The 18,138-nt window shown below is 72.1% G+C and carries 15 protein-coding genes; 8 read left to right on the top strand and 7 right to left on the bottom strand.

The window, feature by feature from the left end; all coding sequences use genetic code 11:
* Positions 1-10: 10 nt before the first annotated feature.
* From araD to ACZ561_RS09390, 5 genes are all read right to left on the bottom strand, one after another.
* The gene (gene araD / locus ACZ561_RS09410) at positions 11-1,732 is read right to left on the bottom strand and encodes an L-arabinonate dehydratase (RefSeq protein WP_470991504.1); all 1,722 of its coding nucleotides are present in this window, start codon (positions 1,730-1,732) and stop codon (positions 11-13) included.
* Positions 1,729-2,631: a dihydrodipicolinate synthase family protein gene (locus tag ACZ561_RS09405; RefSeq protein ID WP_470991502.1), complete on the bottom strand. Its 903-nt coding sequence runs from the start codon at positions 2,629-2,631 to the stop codon at positions 1,729-1,731. The genes araD and ACZ561_RS09405 overlap by 4 nt, the downstream gene beginning before the upstream one ends.
* Positions 2,632-2,633: 2 nt before the next feature.
* Positions 2,634-3,275: a GntR family transcriptional regulator gene (locus ACZ561_RS09400; RefSeq protein ID WP_470991499.1), complete on the bottom strand. Its 642-nt coding sequence runs from the start codon at positions 3,273-3,275 to the stop codon at positions 2,634-2,636.
* Between the two features lie 188 nt (positions 3,276-3,463).
* The gene (locus tag ACZ561_RS09395; protein ID WP_470991496.1) at positions 3,464-4,390 is read right to left on the bottom strand and encodes a universal stress protein; all 927 of its coding nucleotides are present in this window, start codon (positions 4,388-4,390) and stop codon (positions 3,464-3,466) included.
* A 99-nt stretch (positions 4,391-4,489) separates the two neighbouring features.
* Positions 4,490-5,389 (bottom strand): Lrp/AsnC family transcriptional regulator, encoded by a 900-nt coding sequence (locus ACZ561_RS09390; RefSeq protein ID WP_470991493.1) that lies wholly within the window; start codon positions 5,387-5,389, stop codon positions 4,490-4,492.
* A 209-nt stretch (positions 5,390-5,598) separates the two neighbouring features.
* On the opposite strand from ACZ561_RS09390, the gene ACZ561_RS09385 reads away from it, so the two are divergent.
* The 5 genes from ACZ561_RS09385 (at position 5,599) to ACZ561_RS09365 (ending at position 9,523) form a co-directional block, all read left to right on the top strand.
* Complete coding sequence (locus ACZ561_RS09385; protein WP_470991492.1) at positions 5,599-6,693, top strand: C-terminal binding protein; 1,095 nt, start codon at positions 5,599-5,601, stop codon at positions 6,691-6,693.
* Complete coding sequence (locus tag ACZ561_RS09380) at positions 6,690-7,457, top strand: class II aldolase/adducin family protein (protein ID WP_470991489.1); 768 nt, start codon at positions 6,690-6,692, stop codon at positions 7,455-7,457. Before ACZ561_RS09385 ends, ACZ561_RS09380 begins: the two co-directional genes overlap by 4 nt.
* Before the next feature lie 79 nt (positions 7,458-7,536).
* Positions 7,537-7,734, top strand: a complete 198-nt coding sequence (locus ACZ561_RS09375) for a hypothetical protein (RefSeq protein WP_470991486.1) — start codon at positions 7,537-7,539, stop codon at positions 7,732-7,734.
* Between the two features lie 122 nt (positions 7,735-7,856).
* Entirely contained in the window at positions 7,857-8,768 is a 912-nt protein-coding gene (locus ACZ561_RS09370) for a carbohydrate kinase family protein (protein ID WP_470991483.1), read from the top strand.
* 158 nt (positions 8,769-8,926) lie between these two features.
* Positions 8,927-9,523 carry an LURP-one-related family protein gene (locus ACZ561_RS09365; protein ID WP_470991480.1) on the top strand — a complete coding sequence of 199 codons (597 nt, stop codon included), beginning with the start codon at positions 8,927-8,929 and terminating at the stop codon, positions 9,521-9,523.
* A gap of 62 nt (positions 9,524-9,585) precedes the next feature.
* On the opposite strand, the gene ACZ561_RS09360 is transcribed toward ACZ561_RS09365, so the two are convergent.
* Positions 9,586-10,950 carry a serine hydrolase domain-containing protein gene (locus ACZ561_RS09360; protein ID WP_470991477.1) on the bottom strand — a complete coding sequence of 455 codons (1,365 nt, stop codon included), beginning with the start codon at positions 10,948-10,950 and terminating at the stop codon, positions 9,586-9,588.
* A gap of 176 nt (positions 10,951-11,126) precedes the next feature.
* On the opposite strand from ACZ561_RS09360, the gene ACZ561_RS09355 reads away from it, so the two are divergent.
* Positions 11,127-12,215 (top strand): magnesium and cobalt transport protein CorA, encoded by a 1,089-nt coding sequence (locus ACZ561_RS09355; RefSeq protein WP_376433000.1) that lies wholly within the window; start codon positions 11,127-11,129, stop codon positions 12,213-12,215.
* 94 nt (positions 12,216-12,309) lie between these two features.
* On the opposite strand, the gene ACZ561_RS09350 is transcribed toward ACZ561_RS09355, so the two are convergent.
* Positions 12,310-13,674: an NAD(P)/FAD-dependent oxidoreductase gene (locus ACZ561_RS09350; protein ID WP_470991474.1), complete on the bottom strand. Its 1,365-nt coding sequence runs from the start codon at positions 13,672-13,674 to the stop codon at positions 12,310-12,312.
* A gap of 169 nt (positions 13,675-13,843) precedes the next feature.
* Here ACZ561_RS09350 and ACZ561_RS09345 point away from each other — a divergent pair, with 169 nt between their 5' ends.
* The gene (locus tag ACZ561_RS09345) at positions 13,844-16,504 is read left to right on the top strand and encodes a SpoIIE family protein phosphatase (protein ID WP_470991471.1); all 2,661 of its coding nucleotides are present in this window, start codon (positions 13,844-13,846) and stop codon (positions 16,502-16,504) included.
* Between the two features lie 93 nt (positions 16,505-16,597).
* Positions 16,598-18,106, top strand: coding sequence for a carboxylesterase/lipase family protein (locus tag ACZ561_RS09340; RefSeq protein ID WP_470991469.1), 1,509 nt, complete (start codon positions 16,598-16,600; stop codon positions 18,104-18,106).
* The last annotated feature ends 32 nt before the right edge of the window (positions 18,107-18,138 follow it).

Here is an 18,138-nt window from a genome sequence, read left to right as displayed (position 1 = left end):
CCCGCCGGGATCAGCCGGCGTAGGGGTCCGGGGTCGTCCCCGGCCTGGCCAGGAACTCGAAGTCGCAGCCCGTGTCGGCCTGGGAGATCTGCTCCATGTAGAGCGCGCCGTAGCCGCGCTCGTACCGTGCGGGTGGAGGCGTCCACGCCCGCCTGCGCTGCTCCAGCTCCTCGTCCGAGACCTCCAGGCGAAGCGTCCTCGCCTCGACGTCGAGCGTGATGACGTCCCCCGTACGCACCAGCGCGAGCGGCCCGCCCACATGCGACTCGGGTGCGACGTGCAACACGCACGTGCCGTAACTCGTGCCGCTCATCCGGGCGTCGGAGATCCGCACCATGTCCCGTACTCCCTGCTCCAGGAGGTGGCGGGGGATCGGCAGCATCCCGTACTCCGGCATCCCCGGACCGCCCTTCGGGCCCGCACCGCGCAGCACCAGCACATGGTCGGCGGTGATGCCGAGCGCCGGGTCGTCGATGGTTCGCTGCATCGTGCGGTAGTCGTCGAAGACCACCGCAGGACCCGTGTGCTTGAGCAGGTGGGGCTCGGCGGCGATGTGCTTGATGACCGCGCCGTCCGGGCACAGGTTGCCGCGCAGCACCGCGACCCCGCCCTCGGCCGCGAGCGGCCGTTCCCGTACCCGGATCACCTCGTCGTTGTGAACGAGGGCGCCGGCGAGCTGCTCCCGCAGCGTGGCGTGCGAGACCGTCGGCCGGTCGAGATGGAGCAGATCCGTCAGACGGGAGAGGAAGGCGGGCATCCCGCCGGCGAAGTGGAAGTCCTCCATCAGGTACTGCCCGCCGGGCCGTAGGTTGGCGAGCACCGGCACGGTCCTGGCGATCCGGTCGAAGTCGTCCAGGGTGAGCTTCACCCCCGAGCGCCCGGCCATCGCGATCAGGTGGATGACCGCGTTCGTCGAACCACCGAGGGCCAGGACGGCCGCGACCGCGTCCTCGTACGCCTCGCGGGTCAGGATCCGCGACAACCGCAGGTCCTGCCGTACGAGTTCCACGGTCCGCATCCCGGAGGCGGCCGCCATCCGGTCGTGGCCCGAGTCGACCGCCGGGATCGAGGACGCCCCCGGCACCGTCACACCGAGCGTCTCGGCCGCGGCCGTCAGCGTGGACGCGGTCCCCATCGTCATGCAGTGACCCGGGGAGCGGGCGAGACCGCTCTCCAGCTCGGCCATCTCGCAGTCGCCGATCAGACCCGCCCGCTTGTCGTCCCAGTACTTCCACATGTCCGTGCCGGAGCCGAGGGTCTCCCCCCGCCAGTGGCCCGGCAGCATCGGCCCGGCGGGCAGGAAGACGGTGGGCAGGTCCACGCTGGCCGCCCCCATGAGCAGCGCCGGTGTGGACTTGTCGCACCCGCCCATCAGTACGGCACCGTCCACCGGGTAGGAGCGCAGCAACTCCTCGGTCTCCAGGGCGAGGAGGTTGCGGTAGAGCATCGGGGTCGGCTTCTGGAAGGTCTCCGAGAGCGTGGAGACCGGGAACTCGAGCGGGAAGCCGCCGGCCTGCCACACCCCCCGCTTCACGGCCTGCGCGCGGTCGCGCAGATGGACGTGGCAGGGGTTGATGTCCGACCAGGTGTTGAGAATCGCGATGACCGGCTTGCCGAGGTGCTCCTCGGGGAGATAGCCGAGCTGACGGGTGCGGGCGCGGTGGCTGAACGAGCGCAGACCGTCCGTGCCGTACCACTGATGGCTGCGCAGCTCCTCGGGCGAACGGCTCATGCCGGCCACCCGGCGGCTATGGAGGCGACCTCGGCCCGCTCGGACTCGGGCAGTTCACGGGAGGGCGGACGGACATCACGTCGGCACAGTCCGAGGGCGGCGAGCGCCTCCTTGACGACCGTGACGTTGTCGGCGCTGGAGTGGGCGGCCCGCAGCTCCTCGAAGCGGCGGATCTGCTCCCACACCTTCATCGCGGCCGGGTAGTCACCCGCCCGCAGCGCCGTGAGCATCTCCAGGGACACGGAGGGAGCGACATTGACCAGGCCCGAGGTGAAACCCGTCGCGCCGCTCGCGAAGTAGGACGGTGCGTACGGCTCGGCGAGACCCGCGACCCAGACGAAGCGGTCGAGGCCCGCGTCCCGGGAGAAGGCCGCGAAGCGGGAGGCGTCCGGGACGGCGTACTTCACCCCGATGACGTTCGGGCAGGAGGCGCCGAGCTCGGCCAGACGCGCCCCGCTCAGCTGGGCGTTGCGGATGTAGGGGACGATGCCGAGCTCGGGTACGGCGTCGGCGATGGCCCGGTGGTAGTCGACCCAGCCGCTCTCGGAGACGTACGGATGCACGGGCTGATGGACCATCAGCATCGCGGCCCCCGCGTCACGGGCGTGCCGGGCGGCCTCGATCGCGGTGGGAATGTCGTGTCCGACGCCCACCAGCACCGTGGCACGGTCGCCCGCCTCCTGAACGGTCAACTCCGTGACCAGACGCCGCTCTTCGGGAGTGAGGGCATAGAACTCGCCGGTGTTGCCGTTCGGCGTGAGCGTCCGTACGCCGCCGTCGAGCAGCCGGCGCAGCAGCGTGCGATGCGCGGCAGTGTCGAGGGAACCGTCCTCGGCGAAGGGGGTCACGGGGATGGCCACGACATCGGCCAACGCGGCCTTCATGGACTCGAAGGCCATGGTCACTCACTCTCCTGCGGGAAGGCGCGTTCGACGAACGAGGCGATGTGGTCATGGACGGCCCGGCCGGCGCCGTCGACGTCTCCGGCGACGGACAGGCGCAGGATCTCCTCGTGCTCGGCGGCCTCCCGCTCCCAGGAGGGAACGGCGGCCCACGCCACGGTGGAGACCAGAGCGGCCTGGTCGCGGACCTCGTCGAGCATCCGGCCGAGCAGCGGATTGCCGCACGGGACGTAGAGCGCCCGGTGGAAGTCCCGGTTGGCCAGGGACCGTTCGGCCGGATCGTTGGCCACGGAAGCGCGGTGCAGAGCCTCCCGTGCCGTGTCGAGCGGGGCCGCGGAGGCGACGGTGCGCCGTACCGCCTCCGGCTCCAGAAGCAGCCGCACGTCGTATACGGCACGCGCCATGTCCGCGTCGACCATGCGGACGGTCGCGCCCTTGTACTGACTCATCACCACGAGTCCGCTGCCCGCGAGGGTCTTCAGCGCCTCGCGCACCGGGGTCTTCGACACCCCGAAACGAGCGGCGAGTTCGGTCTCCACCAAAGCCTGGCCCGGTCTCAGCCCTCCGGTCAGGATGTCGTGCTTGATCGCCTCCAGGACGTACTGGGTGCGGGAGGGTATCGGGCTCGGGGCGAAGGCCATGGGCGCTCTCAGATCTCGTGTATCGCGTCTCATATATGACGTACGAAGTGCGGTGCGCATGAAGCTAGGGCTACCGCCGTGTGTCGTCAATGGGTTGCGCGATACTTTCGGAAAGCGCTTTCTGGAACCGCCGTCCGAACCCTCGAACCGTCAGGGGTCCCTGGTTCGAGGCTTGATGGCCTCGTCGCTCAGGATGATGCGGGAGCGGCCGCCGGGACGACCGCGACCGGGCAATGGGCGTGGTGCAGGACCGCGTGCGCGACCGATCCCATGAGCAGCGTCTGGACCCGGTGTCTGTGGTGGCGGCCCACGACCACGAGCCCCGCCTTCCGTGATCCCTCGACGAGCCGGCCCGCCGCGTCCGACGGGACGACGACGGGAACGACCTCGACGTCCGGGTACTGCTCGGTGAAGGGGCGTAGCCGCTTCTCCTGATTCCGCGAGGTCTCCTCGACGAGCTCGGGTGTCTCGTCCACGGGGATGGGTGGCGGCATTTGAAGTGCCGGAGCCGGCGGGCCGACCAGCATGATCGGCGAAGGTGGGAGCCGATAGGCCGTCACCGCCTCCAGCGCCACGCCCCGTTGCCGGGCCGCGTGGAAGGCGAAGTCGAGGACCTCGTCGGCGGTTTCCTCCGGGTGGAGTCCGAGCAGGATCCTGCCCGCCTCCGTGCCGCTCTCCAGCGAGGCGTCCCGCGCCTCGTGCGGCACGACGACGACCGGGCAGGGTGCGTGTGAGGCGAGGGCCCGGCTGGAGGAGCCCAGGAGCAGCGTCGCGAAGCCGCCGCGGCCGCGGGAGCCGGTCACCAGGAGGCGCGCGGTTCGGGCCTCCGTCAGCAGGGCGTCCGGCACGGAGCCGTCGAGCGACTCGTACCGTACGGGCACGCTGGTGCCTCGCTCCTCGATCCACTGGCGGACGCCGTCGATGACGCTGTCGGGGATCTCGGTGGTCTCGCCGAGCGAGGCGATGCGCGCGGCCCCGAGCTGAAGCGCCTCGGAGCGCACATGGGCCACCACGAGCGGGGCGTCGAGCTCGTGTGCGGTGCTCAGTGCCCACTCCAGGGCACGGTGACTGTGCTCGGACCCGTCCACACCGACGACAACGGACTTTGCGCTCATAACTGGATTATTACCACCCGCCGGTGGCGTCACGCCGGGAGGCTGCGAGGTACGCGAGCCGGATGTCGCGGGGGAGGGGGATCGGATGGCGCCTCGGTGTCACCAGGTCGGCGCGCCCAGGTCGTAGCGCTCCTTGACCAGCTCCAGATGGATCCAGCTCTCCACCGCCCGCACCCCCGGCTCGGCGCGGATCGCGTCGAGGGTCGCCCGCACCGCTCCCAGGGACTCCGCCGTGACCGTGCCCACCAGTTCGGCCCGCCCGAGGCAGGCCGACAGGAACGTCACGCGCTCCCACCCGGCAAGGGCTCGTGCCACGGGCTCCCGCGCCCCCTCGATCCGGACGGCGAACCCGCACAGGTACCCGAGGCCCAGCAGTTCGGGGCGGACGAGCGCGAGGACCTTCACCACGCCTCCGTCCAGGAGGCGCAGCGTACGGGCGCGGGTGGCGCCGGGGGAGAGGCCGACGCGCTCGGCGAGTTCGGCGAAAGGCAGGCGGCCGTCCTGTTCGAGGGCGTCGAGGATCCGCAGGTCGGTGTCGTCGGGGGCGGCGGCCGTCGGCTCGTCCGCCAGCAGGTACGGGTCCTTGAGGTGGCGGGTGCCGATCAGGGCGTCGACCACCGCGACACCGGGTGTCGACCGCACGCGCTCGATGGTCCGTTCGAGGGCGTCGAAGCCCTCGGTGCGCAGCTCGGTCATGATGGCGCGCGGTCCGGCCGTCAGGCTGACGAACGGTGCCTCCGGCAGGGCGGCGATCGCGCGGCCCACCGGCTCCGCGGCCCCGTGCACGTCGATCGAGAGGTGGGCGGACGCGGTCAGTCCGCGGACCGAGGGGTGGACGACCGCGACGACCCGGACCGCGCCCGACTCCAGCAGCCGCTGGACCCGCGCGCGGGTGGCGGGCCGGGACAGGCCGACGCGCTGGGCGAGCGTCTCGTAGGCGAGGCGCCCGTCGTCCTGGAGGGCGCGGACGACGGCCAGGTCGATGGGGTCCAGATCCACCCGGTGATCTCCTCGGCTCGATGGCCCGGGGCGGCGTTCGGGCCCGGGTCCGCAGTCATTCTCGGGTACCGGGGCGCGGCTGGGCCGCGTTCGTGACATGCGTCACGGGGCATCCGGTGCATCTGCCAGTGGACAGCTTCCTCGGAGGAATCGTAAGTTCTAGCCGTCGTCAACAGACGAATCAGCCGCGCGAACGAGAAGGGGGCGGTGTGAACCAGCCCGTCGCCGTTTTCACCGACACCGATGACCTCGACCCCGCACCGGGCGTCCGTCTGCTGGAGGAGGCAGGCTTCGAGGTGCGCGTCGCCGGCACGCGGGACACCGACGCCATCGCCGAGATCGCCACGGACGCCGTCGCCCTGATCGTCGGCTACGCGCGGATCGACGCGGCCTTGCTCGACCGGCTGCCCGGACTGCGAATCCTCGCCACCATGTCCGCCGGGTACGACATGGTCGACACGACCGAGGCCCGACGCCGGGGACTGTGGGTGGCCAACCTCCCCGACGCCGCGACCGAGGACGTCGCCGTCCATGCGCTCGCCTCCACGCTCTCGCTCGTACGCCGCCTCCCGCAGGCCGACGCCGTCGTCCGCTCCGGCGGCTGGAACGCCGAGTTCGCCGGGCAGCGCCGGCTGCCGCGCCGCGCGAGCGAACTGACCCTGGGCCTTGTCGGTCTCGGCCGGATCGCCCGTTCCTTCGCGGCGATCGCCGCCCCCGTCTTCGGGCGGGTCGCGGCGTACGACCCGCACACCGCCCCGGCCCACTGGCCGGCCGGCATCGCACGGTACGACGACCTCGGCGCCCTCGCCGCCGCGAGCGACGTCCTCTCCCTGCACGTCCCCCTCACCCCGGCCACCCGCGGCCTCGTCGACGGAGCGCTGCTCGGGCGACTGCGCCCCGGCGGCTTCCTCGTCAACGTCGCACGCGGTGAACTCGTCGACCCGGAAGCCCTGCTGACGACCCTCGACACCGGCCGGCTGGCGGGCGCCGCCCTCGACGTCTATCCCGTGGAACCGCCCCCGGCCGACGATCCGCTGCGCACCCACCCGCGCATCCAGCTCTCCCCCCACAGCGCGTTCCTGTCCGACACCTCGCGCCGCGCCTATGTGTGCGGACCCGCCGAGAACGTCCTCGCCTGGCACCGCACCGGCCGCCCCCTGACCCCCGTCGTGGACCCGACCGCCGCACCCGTCGCGCCCGCGCCCGTCGTGGACCCGACCGCGACCGCCCCGGGCGTCGACCCGACCGTCCCCGCCCCGGTCGTCGACCCGACCGCCCCCGCCCCCGAAGGAGCCGCCGCATGACCACCGCAACGCCGACGAGGACCGCCGAGGAGCTCCGGCTGCGCCGCGAACTCGCCGCCGTCTACCGGCTCGTGGCCCACTTCCGGATGACCGACCTGATCTTCACCCACATCTCCCTCCGGCTGCCCGGACCCGAGCACCACTTCCTCATCAACCCCTACGGGCTGCTCTTCGAGGAGATCACCGCCTCCAACCTGGTCAAGATCGACCTGGCCGGGAACCCCGTCGAACCGACCCCGTACCCCGTGAACCCGGCCGGCTTCGTCATCCACAGCGCCATCCACGCCGCCCGCGTCGACGCGCACTGCGTCCTGCACACCCACACCAAGGCCGGCTGCGCCGTCGCCGCGCAGGAGCACGGGCTGCTCCCGCTCAACCAGATGTCGATGGAGTTCCACAACCGCGTCGGCTACCACGACTACGAGGGCATCGCCCTCAACCTCGACGAGCAGCGACGCATCGTCGCCGACATAGGCCCCCACCCGGCACTGATCCTCCGCAACCACGGCCTGCTGACCGTCGGCGAGACCGCCGCCCAGGCCTTCCTCCGCATGTACTACCTGGAGAGGGCCTGCGAGATCCAGGTCACCGCCCAGGCCGGCGGCGGCCCCCTGGTGACACCTCCCGCCGAAGTCTGCGAGTACACGGCCCGACAACTCACGGGCGAGGCCACGGCCGACTTCCAGGACGACGACGCGTACGAACTGGCATGGGCGGCCATGCTCCGCCTCCTGGACCGGACCTGCCCGGACTACCAGGACTGAAGGTGCCGAGGGGCTCTCCGACGGTCCGTTCGCCGATGAGAGGATGACGAGGACCGCAACAGTAGGAAGGGGGAGGAGCATGGCTCTGCTCATCCTGTCCGGCGTCCTCGTGCTCGCCGTCGGAGGGTGCGTCTGTGTCGTGTGGGCGGCGCGCGGCGGCCCGCGCTGGGTGCGCGGTGTGGCCACCGTGACCCTGGCGGCCGGCCAACTGGTACGCCGCTCGGGCCGCACGAACGGCAACTCGAGCCTCGACCGCGGCGGCGACGCCGGCGAGTGACCGGTGCGCGGTCCTGAGACCGTGAGGCTCACCTGCGCGGCCTCCCGGTCGCGCTTCTCCGATCACATCCGTACCTCGGGTCCGGCCATACTGGTCCGCGGCGGGACCTGAGAGGCGGAACCATGAGTCAACAACAGGCGCAGTACGACGTCTTGGTGTTCGGTGGCAGCGGCGTGGACACCGTGATCCGGGTCGACGCCCTGCCCGTCCCGCTCGCCGACTCGGTCCAGGTCGGTCCGATCGAGGAATGGGCCGGGCACACCGGGGGAAACGTGGCCCTCGGCACCCGCGCCCTCGGCCTCGAGGTCGCCTTGCTCGACTGCATCGGCGACGACGGCATCGGGGCACTCGTCCGTGCGCGCATGGCCGAGGGGGACGTCGAGTTCGCCCCCGTGATCTCGCCCGCCGGCACACGCCGCGCGGTCAACCTCGTGGACGCGACAGGGCGCCGGATGTCCTTCTACGACGCCAGGGACCCCGCCGACCTGCGGATGCCCCGGGAGTTCTACCTGCCCCGGCTGCGGCGCACCCGCCACGCGCACCTGTCCATCATGAACTTCACGCGCTTCCTCTACGACGACATCGAGGCTCTGGGCGTACCCGTCTCCACCGATGTCCACGACTGGGACGGGCTCGCCGAGCACCACCGGGAGTTCGCTCTCCGCTCCGATCTCGTCTTCTTCAGCGCCGAGGGGCCGGGCGAGCGAACCCCGGACCTGATGGGGGAGATCCTGCGCGAGGGCCGCGCGCAGACCGTGGTCGCCACGGCGGGCGCCGACGGCTCGTACGTCCTCACCCGGGACGGCGGCCCCACCCCGCGCCACATCCCGGCCGTCGCCCCGCCCACACCCGTCGTCGACTCCAACGGCGCGGGTGACGCCTTCGTCAGCGGCTTCCTCTACGGCAAGCTCGCCGGCCGGGACGTGCTGGACTGCGCCCGACTCGGCGCGGTGGCCGGCGCCTACGCCTGTACGGCCCCGGGTTCGACCGCCCTCATCACCTCCGACGCACTCCTGGCGGCCTCGCGGGGCTGACCCCCGCCCGGTGGACGGGACGGCGGCCCTGCGCCCGTCCCGTCCACCGGGATCACGCCATCCGTTCGTCGTCGTGGGAAACGACTTTCGATGACTGCGGCGGCCTCGGACCGGGCGCGATCATCGTCGTGAAGTCAACGACGAACGTGGAGTGCACCGTGGGTCTCGAGCAGTCGCAGCACCGCTTCCACATCCGCCAGAAGCTCACGCCGATGGCCAATCGATATGTGGTGCACGCAGCAGGACCCGACGGCGCCGACGGGGAGGTCGTCGCGTTCGCCCACCAGAAGAGGATGGCCCTCAAGGAGCAGATCACCTTCTACACGGACGAGTCCCAGCGGCAGGTCCTCTTCACCTTCCAGGCCCGGCAGATCGTGGATCTCGGCGCGACCTACGACATACGCGCTGCCTCGGGCAGCCCCGTCGGCACGCTCCGCAAGAACTTCGCCGCCTCCCTGCTGCGCAGCACCTGGCACATGAACCAGGAGGGGGCCGGTGCCGAGACCACCGGTGTGGAGCGCAACATGACCGTGGCCGTCGTCCGCAGGGTCTGGGACCTGATCCCGTTCGTCGACGTGCTGCCGTTCGCCTGGCCGTACCACTTCGACTTCGCGGTCGACGGCCGTTCGGTCATGTCGGTGAACAAGCAGTTCGGCCTGCGGGACCGCTACGTGCTGGAGATCGGCGACGCGCACCTCGATCGCCGCCTGGCGATAGCGCAGGCCGTCGCCCTGGACGCCCTGCAGTCCCGCTGACGCCGGTTCCCGGCCGCCGGGGGGCGGCCGGGAACCGGGACACTCGGAGCAAGTGGGCGCGTCTACCGGAGGGACGCCTGGTGCATGGCGTCCGGACCGATCGGCAGGCCGGGCAGGGTTTCGGCACGCTGAGGCGCCACACCAGGGGCGGACGCGGGAGCATCACCGCGGGCGGGCGCGGGCGCGCCGGACAGGGCCCCGTCGACGTGGGCGCGCAGCGCGTCGGTGACGGGGTCCGGCAGCGGGCGGCCCTGCTCGTCGAAGCGCTGGTACTTCATGAGGTTGTAGCCGATGGCGACCTGGCGACGGCCGTCCTCGGTGGACAGGGCCCATGTACCGGCGCCGAAGACGCCTCCGTCATGCCCCCAGTACCAGCCGCCGCTGGGCATCTTGAGGGTGTAGATCCCCAGGCCGTAGCCCATCCTCAACTCCTCGCCCGGCTCCGTCTCGTACGCGGGGACGGTCGTCTTCATCGCGCGCAGCTCGGCCGCACCGAGCAGCCGCCCCTTCAGCAGCGCGCGGTAGAAGTCGTTGAGGTCGCCCGTCGTCGAGACGAGGGCGCCGGCCGTCCCGGCCCACGACATGTCGTAGTCGCTGTAGTCGCGGGGCGGGTCGATCAGACCGAAGAACGACTCGTACATCCTGGCGTGCGGTCCCTGGATGGACGCGGTACGCGGGAAATAGGTGTGGCGCAGGCCGGCCTTGCGGATGACGTTCCGGGTGATGTACGTCTCGGCCTTCTGACCGGTGACCCGCTCCAGGATCATCCCGGCGAGGATGTAGTTGGTGTTGGAGTACGAGTGCTTCCCGGGCTGCGCGACGGGCGGGGCCGCGAGTCCCAGGCGGGCGAGTTCCTCGGGGGCGATGTGCCGCAGCCGGTTCTCGTCGAGGGTCTTGCCGGGGTTCTCGAGGATGCCGGGGAAGGCGGGCAGGACGTAGTCGGCGATGCCGCTGGTGTGGTTGAGCAGCATCCGCACGGTCACCTGCCGGCCTCGCTCGCCGGGCACGACGTCCGGAAGGTAGCGGCCGACGGGAGCGTCCAGGTCGATGCGTCCGGCCCCGACCTGCTGGAGGACGGCGACGGCCGTGAAGGTCTTGGTGATGCTGCCGACCCGGTGCTCGAGGTCCGGCCGGGCGGGCCGACGGGTGTCGACGTCGGCGAAACCGGTGGCGCCCCGCCACTGCGCGGAACCGTCGCGGACCGCCGAATAGGCGCCGTACATCCCCGCCTTGTGGAAGGCGTCGAGCGAGCCGCGCAGCGCCGCGCGGTCGAGACCGTGGCCGGGGAGGGCCGCCGCGACGGGGGACGCGGCCGTGGCGGAGCCGGGCTCGGCGGTGACGGCCTGTGCCGGTAACGCCGAGGCGGAGAGTGCTATCAGGGTGGCCGCGGCGACGGACGACAGTCGGGCCCTGCGGGACGAAGACATGGGTGGATCCTGCTTCCCTCGTTCGAATGCGGTGGATTCATCCTCGGCCCGCGCGCTCGGCCCGACCTCCACCCCCGGGAGGATCTTGTGCACAGGGACCCTGTGACATTTGTCAGGAGTCCCGCTCACAGCCGGTGGATGGCACACTGACCGCTGATCGTCCCGAGGAGCCCCACGTGCCCATCATCCGCAACCTCCGGCGCACCGTCCGCCGCGCCTACCGCCGCACCGTCGACCTCAGCCACCCGGCGCGCTCGCCGCTGGGGACCGCGGTCGTCAACTGTGTGGTCTACGAGGACGGGGCGCGGCAGCGGGGGCCCTGCCCCGCGGAGGAGGCGGTCCGACGGGTACGCAAGTCCGGCGACGGGTTCGTATGGATCGGGCTGCACGAGCCGTCCGTCGAGGAGTTCGCCGGACTCGCCGAGCTCTTCGGGCTGCATCCGCTGGCCGTCGAGGACGCCGTACACGCCCATCAGCGGCCGAAGGTGGAGCGGTACGACCAGACGCTCTTCGCCGTTTTCAAGACGGTCCGCTACGTCGAGCACGAGGAGCTCACCGCGACCAGCGAGGTCGTCGACACGGGCGAGCTCATGGTCTTCACGGGTTCCGACTTCGTCATCACCGTCAGGCACGGCAGGCACGGCTCGCTCGGGCCGCTGCGCGAAGCGCTGGAGGCGGAGCCCGAGCAGCTGGCCAAGGGTCCCGCGGCCGTCCTGCACGCCATCGCCGACCACGTGGTGGACGACTACCTCGCGGTCGCCGACGCCGTGCAGAACGACATCGACGCGGTCGAGACGGCAGTCTTCAGCGAGCAGTCCTCCCGCGGCGACGCCGGTCGCGTCTACCAGCTGAAGCGGGAACTGCTCGAACTCAAGCGGGCGGTGACCCCTCTCGACCGCCCGCTGCAGGCCCTCGCCGCGCAGCCGCTGGCGCTCGTGGGCCCGGACATACAGCCGTACTTCCGCGACGTCGCCGACCACCTCTCCCGGGTCACGGAACAGATCACGTCCTTCGACGCCCTGCTCGACTCGATCCTCCAGGCGCATCTGGCGCAGGTGACCGTCGCCCAGAACGAGGACATGCGCAAGATCACGGCATGGGCGGCGATCATCGCCGTCCCGACGATGGTCTGCGGGGTGTACGGGATGAACTTCGAGCACATGCCGGAACTCCGCTGGACCTACGGCTACCCGATCGTCGTCGCCGCGATGGCCACCGCCTGCGTCCTCCTTCACCGAAGCTTCCGCCGCAACGGCTGGCTCTGACCCACCGCGCCGGCGCCGGCCGAAACCGAGTGGACCGGCCGTGCCCGTGCCGGGCGTGAGCGTGACCGCGGCCCGTCGGACCGGCGCCGTGGCCTCAGCCCTGAGTCCGCAGAGCCGAGGTGTGCTCCCGGACCTGTTCGGGGGTGAGATAGGCGTCGGTGTACTCGAAGTCGGCCAGCGTCCCGGACCGGGACGCCAGGAACCCCGTACGCACGAAGTCGTCGCCGGCCACGGCGTTGAGCAGCCAGTTCGTCATCACACGCGTCTTGGCCACCTGGGTTCGCAGCGCCGCCCAGTGGTACGCGCGGGCGACCGCCTGGGCGGGCGTCCCGTGCAGCTCCACGCCGAGCGGCTTCGAGACGGCGTCCCGCCCGCCCAGATCCACGACCAGACCGAGGTCCCGATGGAAGTAGGGGTACGTCTGCTCGCCCCGGAGGGTCGCCACGATGTTGTCGGCGACCTGCTTGCCCTGACGGTGGGCGTGCTGCGCGGTCGGCGGGCAGATCGCCCCCTCCTCGTTCTTGGCCAGGTCCGGTACGGCCGCGGCGTCGCCCAGGGCGTGCACCCCGTCCAGGCCGGGCACGACCATGTCGGGCGTCACCACGAGGCGACCCCGCAGCGTCTCCGCGCCCAGCGTGCCGATCAGCGGGCTGGCGGCCACCCCGGCCGTCCAGATCAGGGTCCGGCTCGGCAGCACCCGCCCGTCGGTGAGCGTCACCGCATCGTCGTCGACGGAGGCGACCGAGACGCCGAGCGAGACCTCGATCCCGCGTCGGCGCAGGATCTCCATGGCCGCGCCCCCGAGCCTGTCGCCGAGTTCCGGCATGAGCTTGGGGGCGAGGTCCACCAAATGCCATCTGATCTGCTTCGGATCCAGGCGCGGATACCGCTTGACCGCGTTGTGCGTGAGCCGCTGCAGACACGCGGCCGTCTCCGTCCCCGCGTATCCGCCGCCCACCACCACGAACCGCAGCCGCGCCGCGCGCTCGGCCTCGTCCTGGCCCGCATCGGCGAGATCGAGCTGGGCGATCACATGGTCGCGGATGTACACCGCCTCGGCGAGCGTCTTCATCCCCCGCGCGTGCTCGCTCAGACCGGGGATGTCGAAGGTCCGCGTCACACTGCCGGGCGCCAGCACCAGATGGTCGTACGTCTCGTTCACGAGCTCACCCGTGATCGTCCGGACGACACACACCTTCGCGGCCGTGTCCACGCCGACCGCGCCGCCCGGAATGATCCGGGTCCGGTGCCGCTCGCTCCGCCGCAGTGACAGCGCGACCGACTGCGGTGTCAGCACCCCCGCCGCCACCTGGGGGAGCAGGGGCAGATACAGCTGGTACGAGAACGGCGTGAGCAGCGAGATGTGCGCCTCCCTCGCGGTCAGCCGCCGCTCGAGTCGACGCACGCAGGCGACCCCGGCGAAGCCGGCGCCCACCACGAGGATCTTCGGTCGAGTCACGTGCCCGCCTTCCGGGTCGTCGGTCCTTGACTGCTGACTAACCTCTCCGGCGGGGCGGGAACCCGGCCCGTCCGCCGAAGGGGTGACGGCCGCGCAGTGCCCGGATGAAGCGTACGCAGTGTGATAAAAGGGAAAAACAGGGTGGGAGCCGAGAACGGAGCCGACGGCCGTGGGGAGACCCGAGGACACAGACACCACCGGGCAGACGACGGCGTTCGGCGTCGCGGGCTCCGCCGTCCTCCTCTTCGACGAGGACGGGGTCGTCATCGGCCGCCCGCACGCCGCCGAGCGGCTCCTCGGCCACTCGCTCGAGGCGCTGCGCGGCCGACACGTCGAGTCCCTGCTCGCCCCGGGCGAGGTCGCACGCCTGCCCGCCATCGCGGAGCGCTGCACGACGGACGGTGGCTGGTCGGGTGTCGTCCTCGCACGCCACCGTGACGGCCGCGACATCGCCGTCGACATCACCCTGCTGCCCCTGCCCGAGGACGCGACTCCGGCACGCTGGCTGGCCGTGGCCACCGGAGCGGCACGCTCCCGCCAGTGGACGATGGGGCCCGCCCTGCTGGAGCGGATGGTCACCGAGGCCCCCGTCGGGCTCGCGCTGGTCGACACCGAGCTGCGCTGCGTCTGGTCCAACACCGCGCTGGAGCACTTCGGCGGAGGCCGCGCCGACGAGCGCCGCGGCCGACGGCTCGCGGAGATCCAGCCCGGCCTCAACGCGGAGCTCGTCGAGTCGAAGATGCGTCAGGTCCTCGAGACCGGCGACCCGGTCACGGGGTACGAACACGTGGGCCGCACCCGGGCCGTTCCGGGCCGGGACCACGCCCATTCCATGTCGTTCATCCGGCTCGAGGACGACGACGGCCGCCCCCTCGGGGTCTGCTACGCGGTCGTCGACATCACCGACCGCTACCGCGCGCGCCTCCGGCTCGCCCTGATGGCCCTCGCGAGCGAACGCATCGGCCGCAGCCTGGACGTCATGGGGACCGCCCAGGACCTCGCCGATGTGGCCGTGCCCGGGCTCGCCGACTTCGTCGCCGTCGACCTGCTGGACTCCGTGATCCGGGGCGCCGAGCCGGCGGCGGGCCCGACCGCCGGGGCCACGGCGGTACGGCTGGTGCGCGCGGGGGCCCAGATGGCGCGCGCGGGCGCGTCCGAGGCGGTGGTGGAGCCGGGGAAGGAGGCCGCCTACCTGCCGTCGTCCCCCCAGATCGGCTGCCTGGCCCACGGCCGGTCCTGGATCGCCGCCCGACTGGACGCCGCCGGCAGGGAGTCGGCCCTTCCGGCCAGGGGGCCGGAACTCCGCGACAGTACGGGACCGTTCGCGACCGCGGCCCCCGGGCAGGCGACACCAGCCGCGCCTGCGGAGTCCCCCTCCGCCGACGCCGTACGCTCCGCCCCCGCCGCGCCTGCGGAGCCCCCTTCCGCCGAACCCGTACCGTCCACGTCGGCGGAGCCGGCGCGTCCTCCATCCGCCGACTCCACCCGACGGCCGTCCACCGACGCCCTGGCGCACACGGCCGTGGTCGTGCCGATCCTCGCCCGGGGCGTCACCCTCGGCGTGGCCACGTTCTTCCGCTCGCGGCGGGACGAGGCGTTCGACGAGGACGACCTGCGGCTCGCCGAGGGGCTCGTCGCCCGCGCCGCCGTCTGCCTGGACAACGCCCGCCGTTACGCCCGCGAGCGTGCCGCCGCGCTCGTCCTCCAGCGCAGCCTCCTTCCCCACGGAGTACCGCAACAGGAAGCCGTCGACGCGGCATCCTTCTACCGTCCCGCCGACGAACTCTCCGGCCTCGGCGGAGACTGGTTCGACGTCATCCCGCTCTCGGGAGCCCGCGTCGCCCTCGTTGTCGGTGAGGTGCCCGGGCACGGTATCGAGGCCGCCGCGACCATGGGCCAGCTCCGTACGGCCGTCCGGACCCTCGCGGACCTCGACCTGTCGCCCGAGGAACTCCTCGCCCACCTGGACGACCTCGTCCTCCAGGCGACACGGGAGGGGCGGGAGGCCGGCATCGGCGGCGAGGCCAACCTCGGGGCCGTCGGTGCCAGTTGCCTGTACGCGGTCTACGACCCCGTCAGCCTGCGCTGCGAACTCGCGAGCGCCGGTCACCTCGCGCCCGCCGTCGTCGCCCCCGACGGAACCATCGACTTTCCCGCGCTGCCTCCCGGCCCGGCCCTGGGCATCGGAGGGCTGCCGTTCGAGTCCGTCGAACTGCCCTTGGCGGAGGGCACCGTGCTGGCTCTCTACACCGAGGGCCTGATCGCCGTGCCCGGCGCGGGCAAGGAAGGCTTGGGCCGCGTCCTGCGGTCGCGGGACCTGCCGCTCGACGAACTCTGCCGCAGCGTCGTCGACGAACTGGCGCCCAGCAGGCCCTACACCGACGACGCGGCCCTCCTGCTGGTCAGGACCCGCAGCCTGGCGGCAGGGAAGGTCGCCGTGTGGGAACTGCCCGCCGAACCGGCCGTCGTGGCCCGCGCCCGGGTGATGACCGCACGCCAGTTGGCCGCGTGGGGGCTGGAGGAGCTCGCCTTCACCACCGAACTCGTCGTCAGCGAACTGGTCACCAACGCCATCCGGCACGCCTCGGGACCGATCCGACTGCGGCTCATCCTCGAACGCACCCTGATCTGCGAGGTCTTCGACGCCAGCAGCACCTCCCCTCATCTGCGCCACGCGCGCACCACCGACGAGGGCGGCCGCGGCCTCTTCCTGATCTCGCAGTTCACCCGGCGCTGGGGCGTCCGCTACACGGGGGAGGGCAAGGTGATCTGGGCCGAACAGCCCCTGGACGGCGATCCCGCCGCGCCGGACACCGCCGCCCCGGAATGATCTTTATTCGATTGCCCGGCCCCCAGTCGCGTGCGAGGGTGTCCCGTCGCACGGAGACACCGGCGGCGACGACCAAGAGGGGGAGTTCCGCCTGTGCGTGCGCGTGCCGCCGAGGACATCGTGGTGACGAAGCAGGGATCGGTGCGAGGCACGGTCGTCGACGGGTTGCGCGTCACCCTGGGCATCCCGTACGCCGCACCGCCGTTCGGCGCCGGCCGCTTCCGGGAGCCGATGCCCGCCGAGGCCTGGGACGGAGTACGCGACTGCACCGGCTTCGGGCCGGTGGCGCCGCAGTCCGCGGAGCTCCCGGGCGCCCCAGTCTGGCGCGCGGACCGGGAGGACGTCCTCACCCTCAACATCTGGTCCACGGCGGACACCTCGAAGCCGCAGCCCGTGCTCTTCTGGATCCACGGCGGCGCCTACACCTTCGGCTCGTCCGCCCAGCCCGACTACGACGGGACCGCCCTGGCGCACGCCGGACTCACCGTGGTGACGTGCAACTACCGCCTCGGATTCGAGGGGTTCGGCCATGTCCCCGGCTTCCCCGACAACCGGGGACTGCTCGACCAGATCGCCGCACTGCAGTGGGTCCGCGACAACATCTCCGCCTTCGGCGGCGACCCCGACAACGTCACGGTGGCCGGTCAGTCCGCCGGCGGCGGCTCGATCGCGTGCCTGATGAGCAGCGCGCGGGCCGACGGACTCTTCCACCGGGCCATCGCCCACAGCGTCCCCGACGCGTTCTTCCCGCCGGAGCTCGCCGAGCGCCTGGCCCGCGAGGTGGCCGAGGCCGCGGGTGTCGCCCCCACCGCCGAAGGACTGCTCTCCGCGACCCCCGGCGCTCTCGTCGAGGCATCGGACCAGGTGGTGGCACGGTACGCCGGCGATCCGGACTCCGGTTTCCTCCACTACGACACCGTCCTCTACGGCCCCGTCCTCGACGGCGTGCTGCTGAGCAGGGACCCGGTCGAGGCCCCGGCCTCCGACGGCGCGCCCCGCCCCGTCGACCTCCTCGTCTGCCACACCACCGAGGAGTACTGGCTGATGCACCAGGTCGGCAGTATGCCGCCGGTCACCACGGACGACGGCCTCGCCCGGTTCGCCGCCGACTACGGCCTCCCTCTGGACCTCGTCGCCGCCTACCGCGACCTCATGCCCGGCGCGCCGGTACTCGACGTCTTCCTCGCCCTCGCGGGCGACGCGGTCTTCACCGTCCCCACCGTCCGCATCGCCGATGCCCACGCCCGCGCGGGCGGCCGCACCTTCGTCTCCCGCTTCGACCGCCGCCGCACCCGACCCGACGGAAGTCCGGTGCGCGCCTGGCACGCGGCCGACGTGCCCTTCGCCCTGGGCACCCTGGACGCCAGGGGCGTCGACTTCCTGACCGGCGGGCCCGCCGACGCCGACGACCGTGCACTGTCCCGGCGGATCGTCGACGCCTGGGCGGCCTTCGCGGCCACCGGAGACCCGGGGTGGGCCCCGCTCACCGCCGCCACACCCGCCGTCCACGTCTGGGGCGTGCCCGCCGACCGCACCGAGGGCGCGAGCGCCGCGCACGCCCTGTGGCACGACATACGGATGGCCCCGCCGTCGCTCCCGTAGGGCACACGGGATAATCACAGGGCGCGGACGAA

It is taken from the genome of Streptomyces sp. NPDC039609, assembly GCF_055596705.1.
This window is presented reverse-complemented; position numbering and strand designations above follow the sequence as displayed.

Excerpts from the sequence above, each read along its gene's own strand:
- araD (WP_470991504.1), bottom strand. The coding sequence starts at position 1,732 with ATGAGCCGTTCGCCCGAGGAGCTGCGCAGCCATCAGTGGTACGGCACG.
- ACZ561_RS09405 (WP_470991502.1), bottom strand. The coding sequence starts at position 2,631 with ATGGCCTTCGAGTCCATGAAGGCCGCGTTGGCCGATGTCGTGGCCATC.
- ACZ561_RS09400 (WP_470991499.1), bottom strand. The coding sequence starts at position 3,275 with ATGGCCTTCGCCCCGAGCCCGATACCCTCCCGCACCCAGTACGTCCTG.
- ACZ561_RS09395 (WP_470991496.1), bottom strand. The coding sequence starts at position 4,390 with ATGAGCGCAAAGTCCGTTGTCGTCGGTGTGGACGGGTCCGAGCACAGT.
- ACZ561_RS09380 (WP_470991489.1), top strand. The coding sequence starts at position 6,690 with ATGACCACCGCAACGCCGACGAGGACCGCCGAGGAGCTCCGGCTGCGC.
- ACZ561_RS09375 (WP_470991486.1), top strand. The coding sequence starts at position 7,537 with ATGGCTCTGCTCATCCTGTCCGGCGTCCTCGTGCTCGCCGTCGGAGGG.
- ACZ561_RS09370 (WP_470991483.1), top strand. The coding sequence starts at position 7,857 with ATGAGTCAACAACAGGCGCAGTACGACGTCTTGGTGTTCGGTGGCAGC.
- ACZ561_RS09360 (WP_470991477.1), bottom strand. The coding sequence starts at position 10,950 with ATGTCTTCGTCCCGCAGGGCCCGACTGTCGTCCGTCGCCGCGGCCACC.